The organism is Paenibacillus polysaccharolyticus, from assembly GCF_023714295.1.
Lineage (GTDB): Bacteria > Bacillota > Bacilli > Paenibacillales > Paenibacillaceae > Paenibacillus > Paenibacillus polysaccharolyticus_A.
In genome coordinates this window covers 141,484-160,355 of record NZ_JAMAUN010000010.1, presented here as the reverse complement: position 1 = coordinate 160,355, position 18,872 = coordinate 141,484, and the positions used below count along the sequence as shown (strand labels likewise).

The window sequence follows — 18,872 nt, the reverse complement described above, 5'->3', positions numbered from 1 at the left end:
AAGCAAGCACTGCTGGCATTCTGCCGGCAGTGCTTTTTTGGTTGCATGGTTAGAGTCCTACAGTCTATATTGGAAGTTTGTCGCAGGAACATTATAATGATTGGAATATAAGGGGAATCAGATGTTATGAGTGAATTGCACTCACTTGGGATTGCTTTTCACGTGTTTGATATCATCTGCACCACATGCTGTCACCGTTAATAGAAGTAATAAAAGACAAAGATTCAGCCTACCTAGTGTACCGATCCATATCATCCATCGCAGAATCATGCATTCGTTTATGATGATCTTCATGCTGGCGAACGTCATTCTTTAACTTGGCCAGAAACCCCCATCCCGTAAAGGCAAGCAACAGTACAGTAATTAATGCATACGCAAAGCTATATAAATTCATATAGAAGTTAATGAAAATAGCAGCCAGCATCAAGCCGAGAATCCATAATGTGAACTTTGTACCCTTTCTCAATTCATTCCCTCCTCCAAAATCCATATTAACAGAAAAAACCAAACCGACAAAGAAAAACTCCATGTCAGTTTGGTTTATAGGCACTTAAAATTCTTCTATATAAATTGAACTAATCTTAGTTCAATTTATTCTAATTCTTTGAACCTTTGAATCATCGTAGCAACTTCTGCTCTGGTTGCAAGACCAGAAGGATTTAGAGTCAGATCAGAATTACCATTCATAATGCCCTTTGACACAGCCCAATAAATTGACTCTTTGGCAAAGGCTGAAATTTTATCTGCATCTTTGAAGCTAAGGGTTGAAATTTCGCTCTGCAGGCTCAACCCTTTACTCTCTGCGTATCGATAGAGCATAACCGCAATTTGCTCACGAGTGATTGAAACATTAGGAGCGAATATCCCCTTACCATATCCGTTAACGATTTTGCTTTCGTTTGCCCAAATAATAGGATCTGAATACCAACGACCACTTTGAACGTCTGAGAACACATCTGCAAATTTAACACTAGGTTGATTGTCCATACGATATAGTGCAGTAGCAAGCATTGCACGACTCATGTTCCTTGAGGGCGAAAATTCAGTTTCAGAAGTTCCTGTGAATAGCCCCGCATTATAAACATATCTAGCAGAAAAATAGTACCAATCGTCATGTGCTATATCTGTAAAAGGAGTCTTTCTTACAAATGTAACAACGACAGTTGTGTCACGACTAATCTCTGGAATGGTATAAATGTCACGACCTATGAATTTTTCGCCGTTGACAATGATATATTCTGTTTCAAACCCTTCATCAGGAATCACTCTGATTGTGGCAGAGGTTGTTGCACGAATCGTTTGATTTTCGAAGCCATCAGCAATTTTACCATTCCCACCTTTTACAGAAGCGTTAACCGTATAGTTAAGCTGATGTTTAGGGCCCCCAGAACCACTAGAAGCATTAGAATCCTCGTCCGTGATAACCCAACGTTTTGGGCCTACTATTTTCGAATTCTCAAAATTAGAAAATGCAATCTCAAGCAAATCTATTGCTTCAGAGATTTCCGTATCCAGCGCGTTTTCATCCTCAAAAACAGCCTCAGCCTTAGAGATCGCACTTCTTAGATTTTGAGCGGATTTTGTTGTATACCAAAAGTCTGGATAATATATGACTTTGGGATTATCCGCAATTGTAACTGAAGCAAGATAAGCTTTTGCAGCCTCAATGTCTTCATATAGTGAAGACTTAGAGATTTCCTTTACACCAGAACCGACCACAATTTGTACATCTTCAAACGGTTCAATTCCCCTCAGGGTTGCATCTTTATTCGTGATGAGAAAGTTACTTAAAGAAAAATCGAACGTTCCGTTATTTCTAGCTTGGAAGACGGCAGTTCCGATATTTTTCATGATTTCATCATCTTTACCGTTGGCAGTCATATCGAGATATACATAATTGATGTCACCATCGGAATAATTCATTGAAATGTCTTTTTGCATATTGACACTCGTGTTTTTTACAACATAAGAATCAAAGTGTAGCTTTCCTTGAAAACCATATACCGGCGCTTTACCCGCACCAGTATATGCAAGACTTAGTTTCACAAATATGTTCTCTCCAACATCAAATGAAGATTTTGGAGAACCAGAGCTGTCAGTTACTGTGATGTCCACACGATAACTAAGGTCAGCAGCATCGTCTGCCCCGTAGACGTATGATGGTAGAGTAGCTACCAGAAGTAGCATGCACAATATCACTTTCAATTGTTTCATCATCGTCTCAGTGCCTCCATTAGTATGAGTTGTGCATCTACAATATCAACAACACCATCACCGTTTATATCAGATCTCATCCAGTCTTCAGAAGATTTAAAGCCATTGTAGACATTATTTAATATCGCTTTTATCGTCGCCAGAACGTCTGCTCGATCTACAGTCCCACTACCATTCGTATCTCCACGAAGAAGATTAGGAGATTTCAATGTTGGTTCAAAAACAAGATTGGCTGTTAATTGTTCACCCGTGACAAGTTCTCTTGAAGAACCAATATATGCTTTTTTAAGATTGTCATACAATAGTGTTTGTTTCTTGCCGTCAATCACAACTGTTGCTTTACCCATATTGATCTCCGTATATATGGTGAACAATGAGAATCCTTGTGATTGCCGAACTTCATAACGATATCCAAGATCTTTCACACGAATATTGATTACATCTGACAGTTCTTTATAGACTATTTTTCCATTCTTATCTTCAAAAGCAGAAAGTCTATAACCAACTTTGATTGCCGTTTCGCCTGGAGCCAAAGCTTCAATGGTACCATCCTGTGAAATCTTGATAATGTTCTGATTATATAGAACATCCCATACAATATCTTCTTCTTTTAAGTCCAATTCGCCCCCCTGACGAAGACCTTTAACAGAAAGCACTGTTTTTCCGCCAATCCCAAGTTCGATCACATCAGGTTGATTCTGCGAGTTCTCAAGGTCAGATATAAGTTTAATACTCTCAAACTCTGACAATTCACGATTCACAAGATAAACGGGAACAACCGTTTCATTTCCAGCCTTGTCAACTGCTTTAAGCTGTAAAGTTTCGTTTGGTTCTTGACTTGAACTCTTGCGATTAACGACAAATGTCCCGTCTGGATGGATCACAATACCTTCTGAACTACCATCTAAAGTTAATGATGCAGATACCTCTGTTAGCCCATGGAAGCTATATCTTGAGTCCGCACTAACAAAAACAACTTGATTGCTGACTGTATTATCAACCGGCTCCTTATCAAGGCTCGGCTCTACTTCTTCACCTAAAAGTAATATCGGTGCACTTGTATCAACAGTAACACCTATTGCCCCTGATGATCTGCTACCTTGAATGGTGTCTCGATTTTCACTAACTGCAGTAAAGTCAATCAAATTCTCACCGTCTTCAAGGTTTTCTTCAAATGACCAAACCGTCTTAAATTCTTCAGGCGTGTTTTTGTTTTCCTTGTTCAAGGTCAATGTCATTTTGACCGGTCGATCAAACGTGTACGTTGCCTCTAATTGTCCAGTCCTTAAATAATAATTTTCTTTTGATTTGTCGATATTGGTTTCAACACTGACAAGCTTAGGTTTACCCATGGCAGGCATAACAAAGCTTTGCGATGATGCAACCTTGGTAGAGCTATAATATTCCGTAGCATTAAGTGCTGACTCGACAATTCTAACGGATTTTACTTTGATAAAATACTTCTTGCCTTCCTTTAATAGAGGGAGGTTGGTTTGGTCTTCTAATGGTTTCAACCTAATTTCACTGTCTACAGGAAACTGACCAAAGGAATTCTCAATCTCAACCCCGTTCTCATCTTCAATCGCCACAAAATAATGGGTTGCAGTTTGGTCACTTCCATTGATGTTAACTTTCACGTATCCATCTCCACTGTATTCCGCTGATACTGATTTAGGCTCTTGTGGAAGTAATGGATTGGTAAAAGTGATTGGAGATGCAGTGATCTGCTTACTCATTCCACCCAGGTGATTAACAAGCATTGCAACCACATAATACTTCCCTTCAGGGAAAGACTCCGGAAGTGTAAAGACATGAGAACCTGATTTAATTTCATCCAGCTCAAGATTACCAATACTAATTAATGATGATGTGTCTTGCATGTTATCTGATTCAATGGTTTGCATAATGGATGGATCTTTGGTGACATAGACATTAACTGCTCCTGAATATGCACTTTGCCCGTCCGTTGTCCAAGACACATCAAGCTCACGGCTCGTATTATTACTATGCGTAGTTTTAATGCCTGTAAGCTCCGGGATATTTTCAACACTGTTTACTTCAAAATTGTCGATATACACATTTGGTGTTGTCACTGAAATGGACCAGTTACCACCAACAATAAGTGCTGGATCAATCACTGAAATATACAACGTATTTTTACCATTCATCGATTGAACAAGATAGTTTCCATTTCCCTTATTATCGTCTTCAACCATTGTTAATTTATTACCCGCTGGATTAGTGACTATGATTTCAGATGCAGAAGGTTTGACATGGCCACGAAGTGGGATTTCAAACAGTAGTGAATCTTTTGATGCCGGGATCACTTCTTTTGTAATGCCATCTCCAGCTCTAGTTTTAGCTATTTCCTTTGTTGTGAGCCTTTTCATATTCGTTCCATATAATGCAGTGGTAGGCACAAGATTTCCGCTCGCATCCAGTTCTTCCGAGTGAACATAGTGTACAGCTTTTCCTCTAGAAGCGAGATTGATGGAACTACCAAAGTTAAAATCGCCATCCCAATAATAGATAAAGCCAAATTTTACGCCGATAACTTTCATGTTTGCACCCACAAAGTCAGATGAAACAGCTGCCTCAACGCCTCCAATTTCCTTTCCTCCTATGATGGGGACTGAAGTTGGAATGTAGAATCCTGCGTATACATAACCATAGAAATAATCTTCAGTAATTTTAATCGTTATACCACCACGAACCGCCCCGGCATGAATACTAATATTACCAAAGGCATTTAGCTGAAATGGTGATATCCACTGAACATTCATTCCCGCTTCAAGATTAAGTAATCTTCCTTCATCGTCTTTTGCCAACCGACCCGTACCTTCAAGACTAAGACCGGATAGTTTTGCCTCCAGCTTGAAGTCACCTACAATAACCAGATTTATTAATAACCTTGTTCGAAGATGAAGTGTGATGGGTGGAAGTTTGCCGTCTGATGTTCCGGAAATGGTCTCTGCAAGATTTCCGAAACCTCCACCAAGCCCTGTCATAAATACATATGGCGTAACGATCGGAACTTTCGTCGTATTACTTGCTAAGAAGAATGTAAGTTCATCAAGCATGATACTTGGAACATTATTTATAGGAACCTCTTTAAATGCCAGCGAGCCTTCTACTTCTAGCATGGTAAGAGCGACTCCGTAATCCAGTTTATAGATTCCATCAATGGTATCTATTGTTACTTCCGCCATAGCACCTACTTTATTTCCTACTAATGGACCTAGTATATCTTCTGGCAGAGCTACAGCTAGTGTCGTATTAACACCAATAAAACCGATTTTCTTATCTTTACTACCATAGCGGATATCACTAATCTCGGCAGTAAGGGAGCCCTTGTAGTCATAATGCTCTTCACCATTATTCTTATCTGCTGCTTTTAAAGGCATTGAAATCTTTCCGCCGAAGCTAATTCCGAAGTCTTCCTTATCCTGAGTCATGACACCGTACTTGATATTGATTAAAAATCCTGCAATATTTTGTAGCATAGAACCTGCATCTCCAAATTTCAGTTCTAATGCTTTAGCCTCATCCTCGGAAACAGCTTCACTATCCAAGCTGTATTTTACTCCATTTTTAACTTCATAAAACCATTTATTATGCCATACATTAACAGAGTTTATGACTTTTATGGTGCCATCGCCTTCTAATTTTGCGCCAGCGTCCGTAACCGTCATCTTAAGTGGCGTGTTGCTATCATACGTCAAGATGTTGTTAATCGTAATGTCGCCATCGGCTTTACTGGCAGAGTAATATCGATTAACACCCGTACCCATTAACCTGACTTTCCCACGAACGGTCAATAGAATTTCGGTTTCATCTTCTTCATATTTTATATTGTCATGAACAATACCATTTCTAGTGACGCTACCCTCGATGAATTTTTTCATTACATCTTCGTTTTCAAAATTAACATAATCATATAACTGTCTATGATTAGAAGAGTTTGTTATTCGAACTAGTGAAACAATTCCGTAGCTGGCACTTTTATCCGCCAGATTATTGGTTACATCTAATTGAGTCGTAGATATAATCTTTTCTTTAAACGCACTGATTAACTGTTGATTTGTAAATCTGAATTCAATGTTATACTTTCCAACGAGCAAATTTTCATTGGTCGAGAACGAAAGGGCTTGACCATCTTCAACAAAACTTATTTTTCTTTTGTCGATTAACGTAGTTGCGCCGCTTGATGCAGAGACAAGATAAAGATCCCATCCATCAATTCCTGTAATCGCTTGTTTCAATTCGTTCATATCTCCAGAAACGGTTATATTTTTGTCTCCTTCATGAAAAACTGCAGAAGGGAAAATATGTTTCATGGAGACATTAGGAAGTTCCCCTTTAATTGCGGGAATTAAAATGTTTGAATTCGCACTATACTCAACCAGTTTATGTGTGCTTGTATCCATAATTGCCGTTGCGTTTAACGAAACTGTTAATCGCTTTGCCGTAATCATGGATTGTTTCTCTGCGATGATTTCTAGATCGGGAATGTCAAATACAGTACCAATGTTTAATCCACCAGAAATTCTCACCGTATATTCTCTTGTATTCGTCGCTGCAAAAGTGAGTCCCTCATCGAGAGTAAGGGTAACCACCGGTTCGATTAGTTCTTTAGCTCCTGTAACACTATTATCAATGGTTACTGTTGCTTTAAACTTACCATCGTTTAGATATCCATCTTTGCCTTCATTCACCTGAACTTTATCTGTCTGGATCCCGATTGCTACCTCTTTCTTTTGTGTTTGATCAGAAAAGTTACCCACACCATATAACAATTCTGAAATTCTCACTGCCCCTGCCTCAATCGGTTTTTCATTCCAATAATATGCTGTCGCCGTATCAGGCACTAAATATTTGTTTGAATAGTTCGTAAAGTCAACGTTAGGATTCGGTGTATAATCGTATCTTGTATTTGCAAGATTAACCCAATGTCCAACAATAACTTTATCCACATTTACATCTTTGTTCCCACTCCAACCAGACAAAAGGGCGTAGGCCATTTTGTCTGAAGCTGAAAGAGAATCCACATATCTGATTTGTTGCGGCAGGTTTTCACCGCTGTATTCTGTTTCCACGATGGTCGGTTGTTTTGGGTTCACGAGGACATGGGGTGCATCGATATTTGAACCAAGCGCATTATCTAGAAGGAGACGAATACCTACCGTTCCCGCTTGGCTATTATTATTGACCACATCATATGAAATACCAACGTTTCCAACCCGCGAGTTATTAGGGTCAGTAGAAATGGAAACCTTTTGTGTGATTGTGTAACCCTTGATATCCCATGCAATCGTCAAAAGTCTATTTTGCTCAGAGACAACAGGTTCATGAAGCTTAGTGTCTATTCCGAACCATCCATATTCCTGACCGAAAATATAATCTTTTCCATCGATCCGAACGGTAGTAAATGATGTTCCATTGCTTCTTGCCGTATCTTCCTTATAGAGAAGCGGAATATTGTTGTCAAACGCTTTTTGTGGATGACCATCCACGGTTTCAATCGAAAATCCACCCGTTTTTGAATTGATTGAATATTTCATAAAGTCGTTTGCAATTGAATAATTCGCACTGCTTGCATCTGCACGCAATGGGAAACTTACAAGAGTGAATAGCATCGCTAGAATAAGGGATACAGCTATGCCGCGTTTTAATCGACGATCAACCATCATTGCCTATTTCCCTCCTTTGTTTGAAACATATACAGAAATATTGAAATAATCACGCTTGTCCGTTTGAATATAGATGGTATACCAACCATTTGAGACATTATCAATGGTATACACTCCGTTTTTCTCCCGCAGGACCGTTCCTTTTGTTTTCATTTGGCCTTGTGTTAAACTGCCTTTTTCATAACGTGCATACGATACTCCAGCAAAGTTTTTCAGTGAAATCTCAACTTTGTTTCCAATCACCGTTGCAACATTTGAACTGTCAGGCATGACTCCGTTCACAAGCGCTATGGTGTCATAAAGACCTACAAGACGAACTGTACGACGAATAGTCGTTTGATTTCCTGCATCATCTCTTACTGTATAGTCTATATAGTAAGGATTAGAGCGATTAAATTCATTTGCCGAGATGTTGTCCGGATTAAATACTCGCCCGCCAACATCATAGTTGATGGTAACCTTGTCAGTTAAATCAACCTTTTTATTGGCAACCATATCCCATGCTTTAAAGTCAAGAAGCTTCGATTTATTATAGGCAATGGAAGCATCTTTTTGAGGAGTCATTCCTTCAATGAAGATGAGCTCTTCGCCATTTTCAAGTGTTAACTCCGGAGCTGTTTTGTCGATGAGACCTACGTCAACACCATACGAAGCCTGCTCTCCCGTTCTTCCTTGAAGATTGAATACATATAGTCCATTGTTGCTATAGTTCATGGACTTATCTAGTTCCCAAACGTCTTTCCCTCCAACGGATTTCGTATCTTTATCCGTGGTTACAGTGACCGTGACATCCTGGTTTGTTATTGGATTTTTATCCGTTCCGACAACATATCCTTCTTCTTTTCCAGATGTATCAACGCCAACCGTAATCTTATTTTGATAATCCTGTTCTACCCACTTACCAGCTTCGTTTTTCACAAGATATTTATAAGACCAATGAATTTCTTTAATCTTTGGTGCTCCTACTTCAATTCCTTCAATCGTTAGCAGTATTTTTTGCGTTAATCCTGTTTTGTCTCTAACTTGGAAGACATGCTCCCCATTCGTTTTAACATTGATGACCGTATCTTTATAAGACACCTCATCCCCATCTTCATTTTCAACCGCTGTTGAAAGTGCATATTCATATCCTTTATAAGAAACGGTAAGGTCTTTCATATTTCTAAAGATGTCGAGCGGAACGCCATCACTGTCCCGAATTTGGTCAAATGACACATCAACGCTTAACTTATCTTTGGCTAATGTTGCGGTTGCGGTAACTTGTGGTGGTGAAGATACAATATTGGAAACAGTAATAATATCATGACCTTCGTTACCATAGTCATCGACAAAGGACATCGTAACTGTACCATTTTTTCTAAGGCGAACTGCTTTGGTACCAGGGATATGAACGATGTCCCTATAGGTCAAGCTGCCAACTGGCTCAACACCTGTGACCCGAATTGTTTTGATATCTTTGCTAAACTGTGTTAACTCCACATTGACACTTTGTGTAGTAATTTCAGTTGGTAGCGTGCTGTACGCTCTCGCAGTTGCAACTGGCGCTACTTTGTTAATATTTGAAACGGTTATTGGAGTGACCCACTTGTTTCCTGCGTAGTCATACGCTGTCACATAATAGATACCTGAGCTATCCAGTTCAACGACATATTCATTCTCAAGCGGCTCGCCTTTGAATGGGTACACGACATCGTCCTTCTTAACCTCTGCAAATGATATTTCACCTGAATCGTCTGTTAATGTGATCGTTGCATGTATATTTTGATTCGTCTTTGCTGTGTTGGATAACACATAAGAGGTTTGACCAATCGTGTTGTCAAAAAGCTTATAGCTAACCGTACGAGAATTTGTGTTTCCTGCCTGATCTCTAAACTCAAAGGTGAATGAATTAACATCTTCAGTTAGAATTCTTGAGAATGAAGCATTGTTATTAGTCATCGATAGAGTTTTCTGACCACTGATCGGCTTAACGGTTGCCATTACTCTTCTATAAGCCTTGCCATCTTCAATTGGAACCCAATTCCCTAGATAGTTCTCGTAGGTGTATTCCACCCTGTAGTGTACGTCTTCTGCAATTGGCGTTGTATCAATATTTGAAATGGTAACGGGTACGGTTGTTTCTATTCCCGCTTTGTTTGTTACTTTGAAATATACCGTTGCATTCTGTTCAAATCTTTCGGTATGAGATGCAATGGAATCAATTTGCTCAAAGTTTATCCCATCATATGAACGTTCCAGTTTCATAATCCCGCTTTCCGGGTCAGATATTGAAAGCACTGCATTCACAATTTGGTTTGTTGGCTCAGTCGTTGAATACACCACATCAGTAACAGCTGCAGTTTCATCAACGACTGAGATAGCAACATACGCATCTTCCATCCGGTCAGCTTCAACTCCTTCAGTTGTATAGACCTCGAAGTAAGCTGACTTGGTTGTCTTCCCATCTCTTAGCGCTTCAAATACAAGCTTGGAATAAGCCGTTCTTCCTTCTACCTCTGTAAATGAAGGATCAACTACACTTAGCTCCGTATTTAGTTCTAAGCCTGACAATACGGCATTTTCAACAAAGAAAAATTGTCCGGAATACTTAGGATTAGGATCAATCACATAGGTGAGCTTATCGCTTTCCTTATAGGATATAAATCCTCCATTTTGAATAGGAACTCCATTCTTCTCTACATTTCCTGTAATCTCAAATCCTTGAATGAATTCAACAGTAGGTGTGAACTTTAGAACACGATCCCTTCCAGCCTCATCCTGAACATATAGACTAATTTCGTTATTGTTCTGAATAACTAGATCATGGTCTATCGCATACTCAACAGATGTTGTTAATAGCCCTGTATACAGTTGGTTCGACCTTGCCATTTCATTCACCTTATCACCCTCATTTGGTGCATTAGGCATGATTGTTACTGGAACATTGAATGTAACCTTAACCGTTGAAGTCGTTTTTGTGATTTGAGGGTTTGCGTTAACACTTACAATGGATGCCTCCGCGTCCACCAAATTCACACTGGAGTCAACGAATACTTTTTCAGTAATATTGCCTGAATTATCCGCTGCTTTAATCCCAATTGCATAGTTGCCACTTAGCCCTTTTAAATCAATCGTATATGTTGTCTGTTTGTTTCCTTCGCCATTAACGACGGGCTGACTACTTTGCATTTTTACTGATTTACTCGAATTAAACAGCTCATAATCTTCTTCAGTAAGAATATGACTGGCTGATGGATCTTTAATAAGTGCGAATGAAACAGTTGTGTCACTCTTGTCCGAAACATCGACCGTGATCCGGCCATCTTGTCTTGCTCCATTGGTTACCATTTCGCTGGATGCTATTGCATTCGGAGCTGCCTTGTCAATATTCGAAACTGAAATCGGAACTAAAACCTGATTGCCAAGCTCGTCAGACAGTATCAGGTTTGTTGTAACGTTCTCGCTCACAGTTACTGTGAATGCACCGTTTGTATATGGAGAAACGGTAATTTTGTCCTGATCTTTTGGCTCAACCGTCAGTTTTGAAATGCCTGTCCCAACATCATTAGCTACTATTCTTGCCGTTACTGATGCGTTGGTTGGCTGAATGGTGCTGTAGTCCGGTAATTCAAAAGTTGGTGCCTGGCTATCATATAAAATTTTGACAGGTCTTGTTTCTGTTAAAAACTCTGGCCTTTCGTCAGCAGGGTGATTTAAAAGTCCAAATTGAAGATATATTGTATTGATCCCTTCTTTGAGTGCCACCGGTGTATCTAGTGTAAATGCAAACTTACCACCTGAATTATTGCTCTCTGTAAAAGTTGGAACTAACACACCCTGATCTGTCGGCATCCCGTCAATTGTTGCATAATAGACTGGATTTTGATATTTCGTTGCACTTTCGGAAGTCCAAGCTGCATGGGGTTCATATAATTCAACATCGACCTTATATGTGCCGTCATTGGTTGCACCCATTCCGTTTAGCGTCTTGGCTTGAGCATGTGCTAACGACTCAATTGTCGCAGGTCCCGACCTCATCCCAAAGTACGGGGAAATCTTTTTACTTTCCTTACCAAGAACATCCGTCGCAACAACAACAATGCTATAAGCACCCGAAGGAAGTCCTGTCATTGTTAATGTTTGATCAACTTCGAATACACCTTCACTATTTGCTGTCAGTGTTAGCGGATGATTCTGCGTATTCTCAATCTTCGTTTCTGTTTCTGGTTTAGCCAAATAATAACTTGCACTTGCAATACCACTTGCATCTGTCACTTTAACTCTAAATTGATGTGTTGACTTGAAATGATCAAGCTGATTCCCAACGATATAACTAATTTCCGGTGCTTTATTGTCGTACGTGAACTCTCGAGTAAATTCTAATGAATTGCCAGAGCGTTTATCTTTAACTCGATATTCAAGTATATATTTACCGTCCATCAAAACTTCAGTTCCGCTGCTATTACGTTTCTCAGCTGCACCAACATCATCGCTTGCATCATAGATAGTAAAGTTTTGTGTGAAGCTTGTTCCATTACGAGGATGAGAGACCCATCTATAGCTCGTTTCAATATTGGAATTACTTACATCAAATTTAATATCAAAATGTGTATTTGGTGAACCTGTATCCTTTGCAATAAGGGTGTCAGCAACAGAACCATTAAATATCTGGACTGTTTTTGTATAATACTTTGACGCTTTCTCATTTCTTGAATCGTTACCTAATGAATCCACTGTGAAATAATATAGAGTCCCGTCAAAGCTATCACCTTTGGGAACAGATAATACAGCCGTTGAACTTTCACCTTTTGAATCTACAAATGCCCACTTGCCTTGAACTGAAGAAATTTCTTCTGATCCAAGTTTGATGTCATCTACAGGCGTATTTGGTGGTGAATCCGTACCGTTCATAAACGTATAATACGTTCTAGACCAACCGCCATTACTTTGTTGATAATCTTCCATTTCAAATCTATAGTCATTTCTTTTACGAGACTGTGCATCTTGCGGCTTTACACTTTCGTGAACCGTTACACGCGGAGCCTGGTTATCCAGTTTAATATGTTCAATCTCTGAGTATCCAGCGTCTCCACCAAGTGAATTGTCAGCTTTATCCCATCCATACAAACGAAGCTTGAATTCGCCCTCTGTAGGATCAATTGGACTTAAGTTTGTACTAACGCCTTTTAATACCTCCGTACTAATAGGTGCTGTAACTTTCGTTGCGCTACCTAAACCGTCAAAGTTGGTTATTCTTGTTGTTGTCGGTTCATAGACATCCCCATTTTTCTTGTATAGCTCGTATGCCAAATAGTTTTGATTATCAATGGTGTGAGCGACATTCCCCTCAGGATAGAGTGTTTCGCTAGCCACCATATAAAATTGATGCACTTTCTTCACATTATTTTGAATGGAATTTTGACCTGTTAGATCCTGTCCATTTTCATCGGTAATTCTGATCGTTGGTGTTTTTGTGTCCACTTTATGAGTAGAAAAATAAAAACTTTGTGCTGAATTCGATTCTGGTGTGGGTCTCTCCAAATAATATGGCTGTTTTACACCCTTTTTCGTTAAAAAGGTAGATACATCATTAAGCTGTAGCCTTATGCCCTCACTCTCCACTTCGCTAACATCCATGGGTACTTTCCCCGTAAACTGAAGCGTACCATTAGGTTTACCATCCTCCCCCAATAATTTGGTCATGGTCAGATTAGTAAGTGGTGTTGTAGTACTATTTCCAAGATATAACACTGGTGTTGCTTGAAAATTAGTAATCAATTCTTCTTTAATTTCTTTTGTCATCGTTTTTCTATGAATTGAAAGTGCATCAACGGTAATATTCACATCTGTTAATTTTCGATTTAGATATCGATTGTCAGTTGCATGCGAGAACGTAGCTGTTTCCGAAATATTTTCATTGCCTAAGTCATAGATGCTGCGATAGAACGTATATGTAACATCTTTATAATAGTAATCCGCTTGTCCGATTTTTGTTGTTAAATAGGTATTAACTTGGGGATTTCCTGAAGTTGTATGGGCAAAAGTCCCTCCAAGGCTCTCAGCGTTGGTAGACTGGGCAAGAAGCGCCACCCTATAGGTTAGTGATATCTCCGCTTTATTCTGCGCAACCATTGCATCGTGAAGCTTTTTGCGGTCAATATCTAACTTGAAATTATTTGTTTTGGTTGGCTCTTCAAACGTTAACCAATCTCTACCTACAGCATCGTCCGAAACGGTATAGCTGATCACTGGAGCATCTTCATATTGCATAATATCGTAGTGACCATATTGATCCCTGACTCTTTTATCCCACTCTACACGTTCAGAGCCTGAGGAATTGGCATCCAGGTAGAACTCACCACCAAGAACATCAACGTAACCTATATCTGTGAATTTTCTTTTGGTTACATCTGAAATATCACGATACAATCTGCCCTGGTCTTTTGTCCATGTGTTTAAAGTAATGGTCTTCACCTTTGTTGGATTGGTATTCCCTTCCAGATAAGGAAGCTTCAAATCCACAGATGCACCGTACCAATCGTCACTACCAATCAGCCAAAAAACGAGTTCATTCATTCTCCATGGTGGGATATTTTGCATTTTAAAAGTACGTTCTATTTCAGACCAAGCCGGAGCGCCGCCAAAGTTTGTTACATGATCGGAGTTTGGTCCAGATTCATAGGTACTGACACCCATGATAATATCATCACCTGTTCCTCCATTTTCGTTTCCTCCTGTTTTCACACCGAACACATAGGTGTACTCTGTTGGCACATTCGCATAAACAGGTGCTACTGATGCCAGAAGTGAAATGACTAGCATCAAACTTAAAATCTTCTTCATGTAATGCCTCCTCGGTTCATTGTGCTTGCCCTTTTGACCTAACATCTTACACTCCATTTGTTACATTTTCTTTTTCAAATCTGCTATTTTGGCGGCTATCGCCTGCTGCATCGGAAGTGTACACATTAGCAGTTATACATCATGTTCGACAAATTGTGACAGTTCTTTTCATATCATATCATCATTGATTACAGGAACGGTGTTATATAAAGAAAACTTTAAGTTTCATAGATGAACATAATTGCAAAAAAAAAAAGAGACCGCAAAAATTTGGTAAACCTATGCGAACCTCTTAATGAAGAATTTAGGAACCGTTTTGATTCATTTGAGCTTTAAGGCTCATTTTAGTTAAAAATAGATTTTAGATACTTTGAACTAAGACCGATGGCTTTTAGTTCTTCTCTCATTTCATTTGCATGTTCCATTTTTTTGTTAGGAACGTACATACCCACACCATTACGATTTTTAAAACCTGCTGAATTTTTCACTTCAAAGGCAAGTGCTTGAGCAGCAGCAGTAACTTCTGATGATTTACCCATTAGATCTATAAGATCATATTGATCAAATACCCCGTCGTTTTTGCCTAATAGATCAGAGTTTTTTGCAAGGTCTGTGAGTGAGAGATCAAATGCTGCATTTTCTATTGCATGAACCAATGATTCAGCCTGAGAAAGCTTCATCATTGACATTGTTGTCTGCATGCTAGATTCAATCCCGGAATGAAGGGTAAAGGAATCTAAAATTAAACGTCCTAATCTTTCCGAGCTAATTTGTGGGTTTCGCTCCATCGCACCGATCCATGTGGAATAGTACAATCCTGCAGCGGGGATTGAATCTTCAGAAGCGATGAGATACTTGCCATAGTTTCTAAGCGCATAGGCCGTTTCAACTGTGCCCATAAGACATGCATCAAAGACGATTAAGTCGAAATACATATCTGATGCATCAATCGCCTTCGAAAGCTCCGAAACCTTCATTGTTTTTCGTCCGTTTAGCTCGTCTGCACCAAAGCCACCCATTGTACCGTACCCGTGATCCCATAAAACAAGTATATAACGATCACTTGGTGCCACGGCTTTTCCCCAAACCAGAAAATCCCTTAGTGTTTTAGGGTCTGATGCGGCGGTTTGGATGCGGCTTGGGTGCTTTTTAAGTCGTCCATCGCTAACTTCAAAGCGTTCGGATGCTCCATCCGTCATATATTTGTTGTGATATTTGAGCGTTCCACCTGTTTGAATCAGGATGTTCGTATTTTGGTTTGGCTGACCCCGATATATTTCTTCCAAGTCATTGGTTAGTTGGCCTTGTTGTGATTCAAGATCAGAACCAATGGCATATATTAGAACCGTCGTTGAATTCAGTTTTTTATCCTGCTCCAAGATCAATCTTGCCTCGTTTAAACTTTGCGTTGTAAACACATTTTTCTCTCGAAGGATCTGACCATGTGTTGCGATTTGATTTTTGGGTCTGGTGTTTAACACATAGCTACTTATTTTGGCAAGAGTTCCCCGATTGAATTCGACTTCTTTTGTAAGGTCTATTCCTAAAACGATTGAAGCGAAAGAAACCGCAGTTTCATATGTAAAGTCACCCTTTGTTTCTGAATATCCCAAAACCCTTAAAACCATTGCACTATATTGCTTTAGAGAACTTGGTTGGTTACCTCCGAAATGATGCTCATTGATTCCATTAACAATGCCATTGGCGTAGGCAAACGACACATAGGAACTTTCCCAACCCGTATCCTTAAATGGATTTTTGTTGTTTTTTTTCTGAACGTCTTCTTCCTTCCCCCACAGACGAAGCATCATCACCAGCGCTTCTGCTCTGGTAGGCACCCTCGAGAGTTCATAGCCATTCTCCGTTCCATTGAATAATCCCAAGTGGTTAAGCGCATCTGCATGACTTGTATCATGTGCCGATGCTGATGAAGTTGTTGCAAGAAATAAAAATAATAAAATGATCAAACTTCGGATATTTCTCATCACATTTCGACCTTTCAATCTGAAAATTTCCTTCTTAATATGAAAGATAAATAAGCGGCTTGATAAAACCTAGAAAACATTGTTCTCTTCGTTGCTGTTGCATAGCTACTTTAGCCTATCATGGAGGATTAGCCCCGTGTGAAAGTTAAAGAAATCTTTAAGTTCGTACTTGCAACTCACTTCTGCAATCAGCGAAAGAGCCTGATCTCCAGAGGAACAGACTCTTACCCATATCAGAAATCCTATTCAATTAAGTGGAATCACAGAAGCTTAACCAGACGCCTGATGAACTAAACATCACTTAATAGTCTTAAGTTTATTCGTGTCAGCACCCAACTGCATATTCATTATTCCAGTCATCCCTTGCCGAGCATAACCCGTAGTATCGCTTATCATCATACAAAACAAAGGACCACTCTTAATAGATATTAAGAAGTGGTCCTTGTATTATTATAATTTGTTTAATGCTTTAAAGGTTTTTACACCTCTATTACATCATGCCGCCCATTCCACCCATGCCGCCCATGTCAGGAGCGCCAGCAGCGCCTGCAGGTTCTGGCTTGTCAGCGATAACCGCTTCAGTAGTCAGGAACATTGCTGCTACGGAAGCCGCGTTTTGCAATGCATAACGTGTTACTTTCGCAGGGTCAACGATACCTGCTTCGATCATGTTAACCCACTCGCCAGTTGCAGCGTTGAAACCTACGCCAACTTGCTCTTTTTTCAGACGTTCCACGATGACGGAACCTTCTTCACCAGCGTTAGCCGCGATTGTGCGGATTGGCGCTTCCAGAGCTTTCAGTACGATGTTAACACCTGTTTGCTCGTCGCCGGACAATGCTACACCAGCAACAGCATGATATACGTTCAGAAGCGCAGTACCACCACCGGATACGATACCTTCTTCAACCGCAGCGCGAGTTGCGTTCAGGGCATCTTCGATACGCAGTTTGCGTTCTTTCAATTCAGTTTCAGTTGCCGCACCGACTTTGATTACTGCTACGCCACCGGACAATTTAGCCAGACGCTCTTGCAGTTTCTCTTTGTCGAACTCGGAAGTGGTTTCTTCCAATTGTGTACGGATTTGGCTAACACGAGCATCGATATCGGATTTGTTACCAGCACCGTCAACGATGATTGTGTTTTCTTTCGTAACACGGATTTGACGAGCTGTACCCAGTTGTTCTACAACTGCGGATTTCAGATCCAGACCCAGTTCTTCTGTGATCACTTGACCACCAGTCAGAGCAGCAATATCTTGCAACATTGCTTTACGACGGTCACCGAATCCTGGAGCTTTAACCGCTACAGCATTGAATGTACCACGCAGTTTGTTCACAACCAGCATCGCCAGTGCTTCGCCTTCGATATCTTCAGCGATCAGTACGAGCGGTTTGCCTTGTTGAACGATTTTCTCAAGCAATGGCAGGATGTCTTGAGTGCTGGAGATTTTTTTGTCTGTGATCAAGATGTACGGGTTGTCGAGAACTGCTTCCATTTTGTCCGTATCTGTGATCATGTATGGAGAGATGTATCCGCGGTCGAATTGCATACCTTCTACCACTTCAAGCTCCGTTGCGAATCCACGGGATTCTTCAACCGTGATCACGCCGTCTTTCCCCACTTTTTCCATAGCTTCAGCGATCAGTTCGCCTACTTCTTCGTCAGCTGCGGAGATTGCCGCTACTTGTGCGATGGATTGTTTAGTCTCAACCGGTTTGGAGATGGATTGCAGTTCAGCAACCGCAGCTTTAACCGCTTTGTCGATTCCTTTACGGATACCGATTGGGCTAGCGCCTGCAGTTACGTTTTTCAAACCTTCTGTGATCAGGGCTTGAGCAAGCACTGTCGCAGTTGTTGTACCGTCACCGGCAACATCGTTTGTTTTCGTTGCAACTTCTTTAACCAGTTGTGCACCCATGTTCTCGAATGCATCTTCCAGTTCGATTTCTTTAGCAATGGTTACACCGTCATTCGTGATGAGCGGGCTTCCGAATTTTTTCTCCAGAACCACGTTACGGCCTTTTGGTCCGAGCGTTACTTTCACTGCGTTAGCCAATGCATCCACACCACGAAGCATGGAGCGACGAGCGTCTTCACTGAATTTAATGTCTTTAGCCATTTAAGAAAACCTCCCTAGTATATTGTGTAAAATGGTACT

6 protein-coding genes are annotated in these 18,872 nt (G+C 40.2%); all 6 read right to left on the bottom strand.

All coding sequences use genetic code 11. The features are described from left to right. Positions 1 to 229 precede the first annotated feature (229 nt). Complete coding sequence (locus tag M3629_RS21505; protein ID WP_090918193.1) at positions 230 to 466, bottom strand: hypothetical protein; 237 nt, start codon at positions 464 to 466, stop codon at positions 230 to 232. Positions 467 to 591: 125 nt separating this feature from the next. Continuing rightward, on the bottom strand, positions 592 to 2,217 hold the full coding sequence (locus M3629_RS21500) for an S-layer homology domain-containing protein (RefSeq protein ID WP_251510072.1): 1,626 nt from the start codon (positions 2,215 to 2,217) through the stop codon (positions 592 to 594). Continuing rightward, on the bottom strand, positions 2,214 to 7,904 hold the full coding sequence (locus M3629_RS21495) for a dockerin type I repeat-containing protein (RefSeq protein ID WP_251510064.1): 5,691 nt from the start codon (positions 7,902 to 7,904) through the stop codon (positions 2,214 to 2,216). The genes M3629_RS21500 and M3629_RS21495 overlap by 4 nt, the downstream gene beginning before the upstream one ends. Before the next feature lie 3 nt (positions 7,905 to 7,907). Further along, on the bottom strand, positions 7,908 to 14,726 hold the full coding sequence (locus M3629_RS21490; protein ID WP_251510062.1) for a hypothetical protein: 6,819 nt from the start codon (positions 14,724 to 14,726) through the stop codon (positions 7,908 to 7,910). A gap of 344 nt (positions 14,727 to 15,070) precedes the next feature. Continuing rightward, positions 15,071 to 16,729 carry a clostripain-related cysteine peptidase gene (locus M3629_RS21485; RefSeq protein ID WP_251510060.1) on the bottom strand — a complete coding sequence of 553 codons (1,659 nt, stop codon included), beginning with the start codon at positions 16,727 to 16,729 and terminating at the stop codon, positions 15,071 to 15,073. Between the two features lie 472 nt (positions 16,730 to 17,201). Next, on the bottom strand, positions 17,202 to 18,833 hold the full coding sequence (groL, locus tag M3629_RS21480) for a chaperonin GroEL (RefSeq protein ID WP_090918203.1): 1,632 nt from the start codon (positions 18,831 to 18,833) through the stop codon (positions 17,202 to 17,204). Between the last annotated feature and the right edge of the window lie 39 nt (positions 18,834 to 18,872).

Excerpts from the sequence above, each read along its gene's own strand:
- M3629_RS21490 (WP_251510062.1), bottom strand. The coding sequence starts at position 14,726 with ATGAAGAAGATTTTAAGTTTGATGCTAGTCATTTCACTTCTGGCATCA.
- M3629_RS21495 (WP_251510064.1), bottom strand. The coding sequence starts at position 7,904 with ATGATGGTTGATCGTCGATTAAAACGCGGCATAGCTGTATCCCTTATT.
- groL (WP_090918203.1), bottom strand. The coding sequence starts at position 18,833 with ATGGCTAAAGACATTAAATTCAGTGAAGACGCTCGTCGCTCCATGCTT.
- M3629_RS21500 (WP_251510072.1), bottom strand. The coding sequence starts at position 2,217 with ATGATGAAACAATTGAAAGTGATATTGTGCATGCTACTTCTGGTAGCT.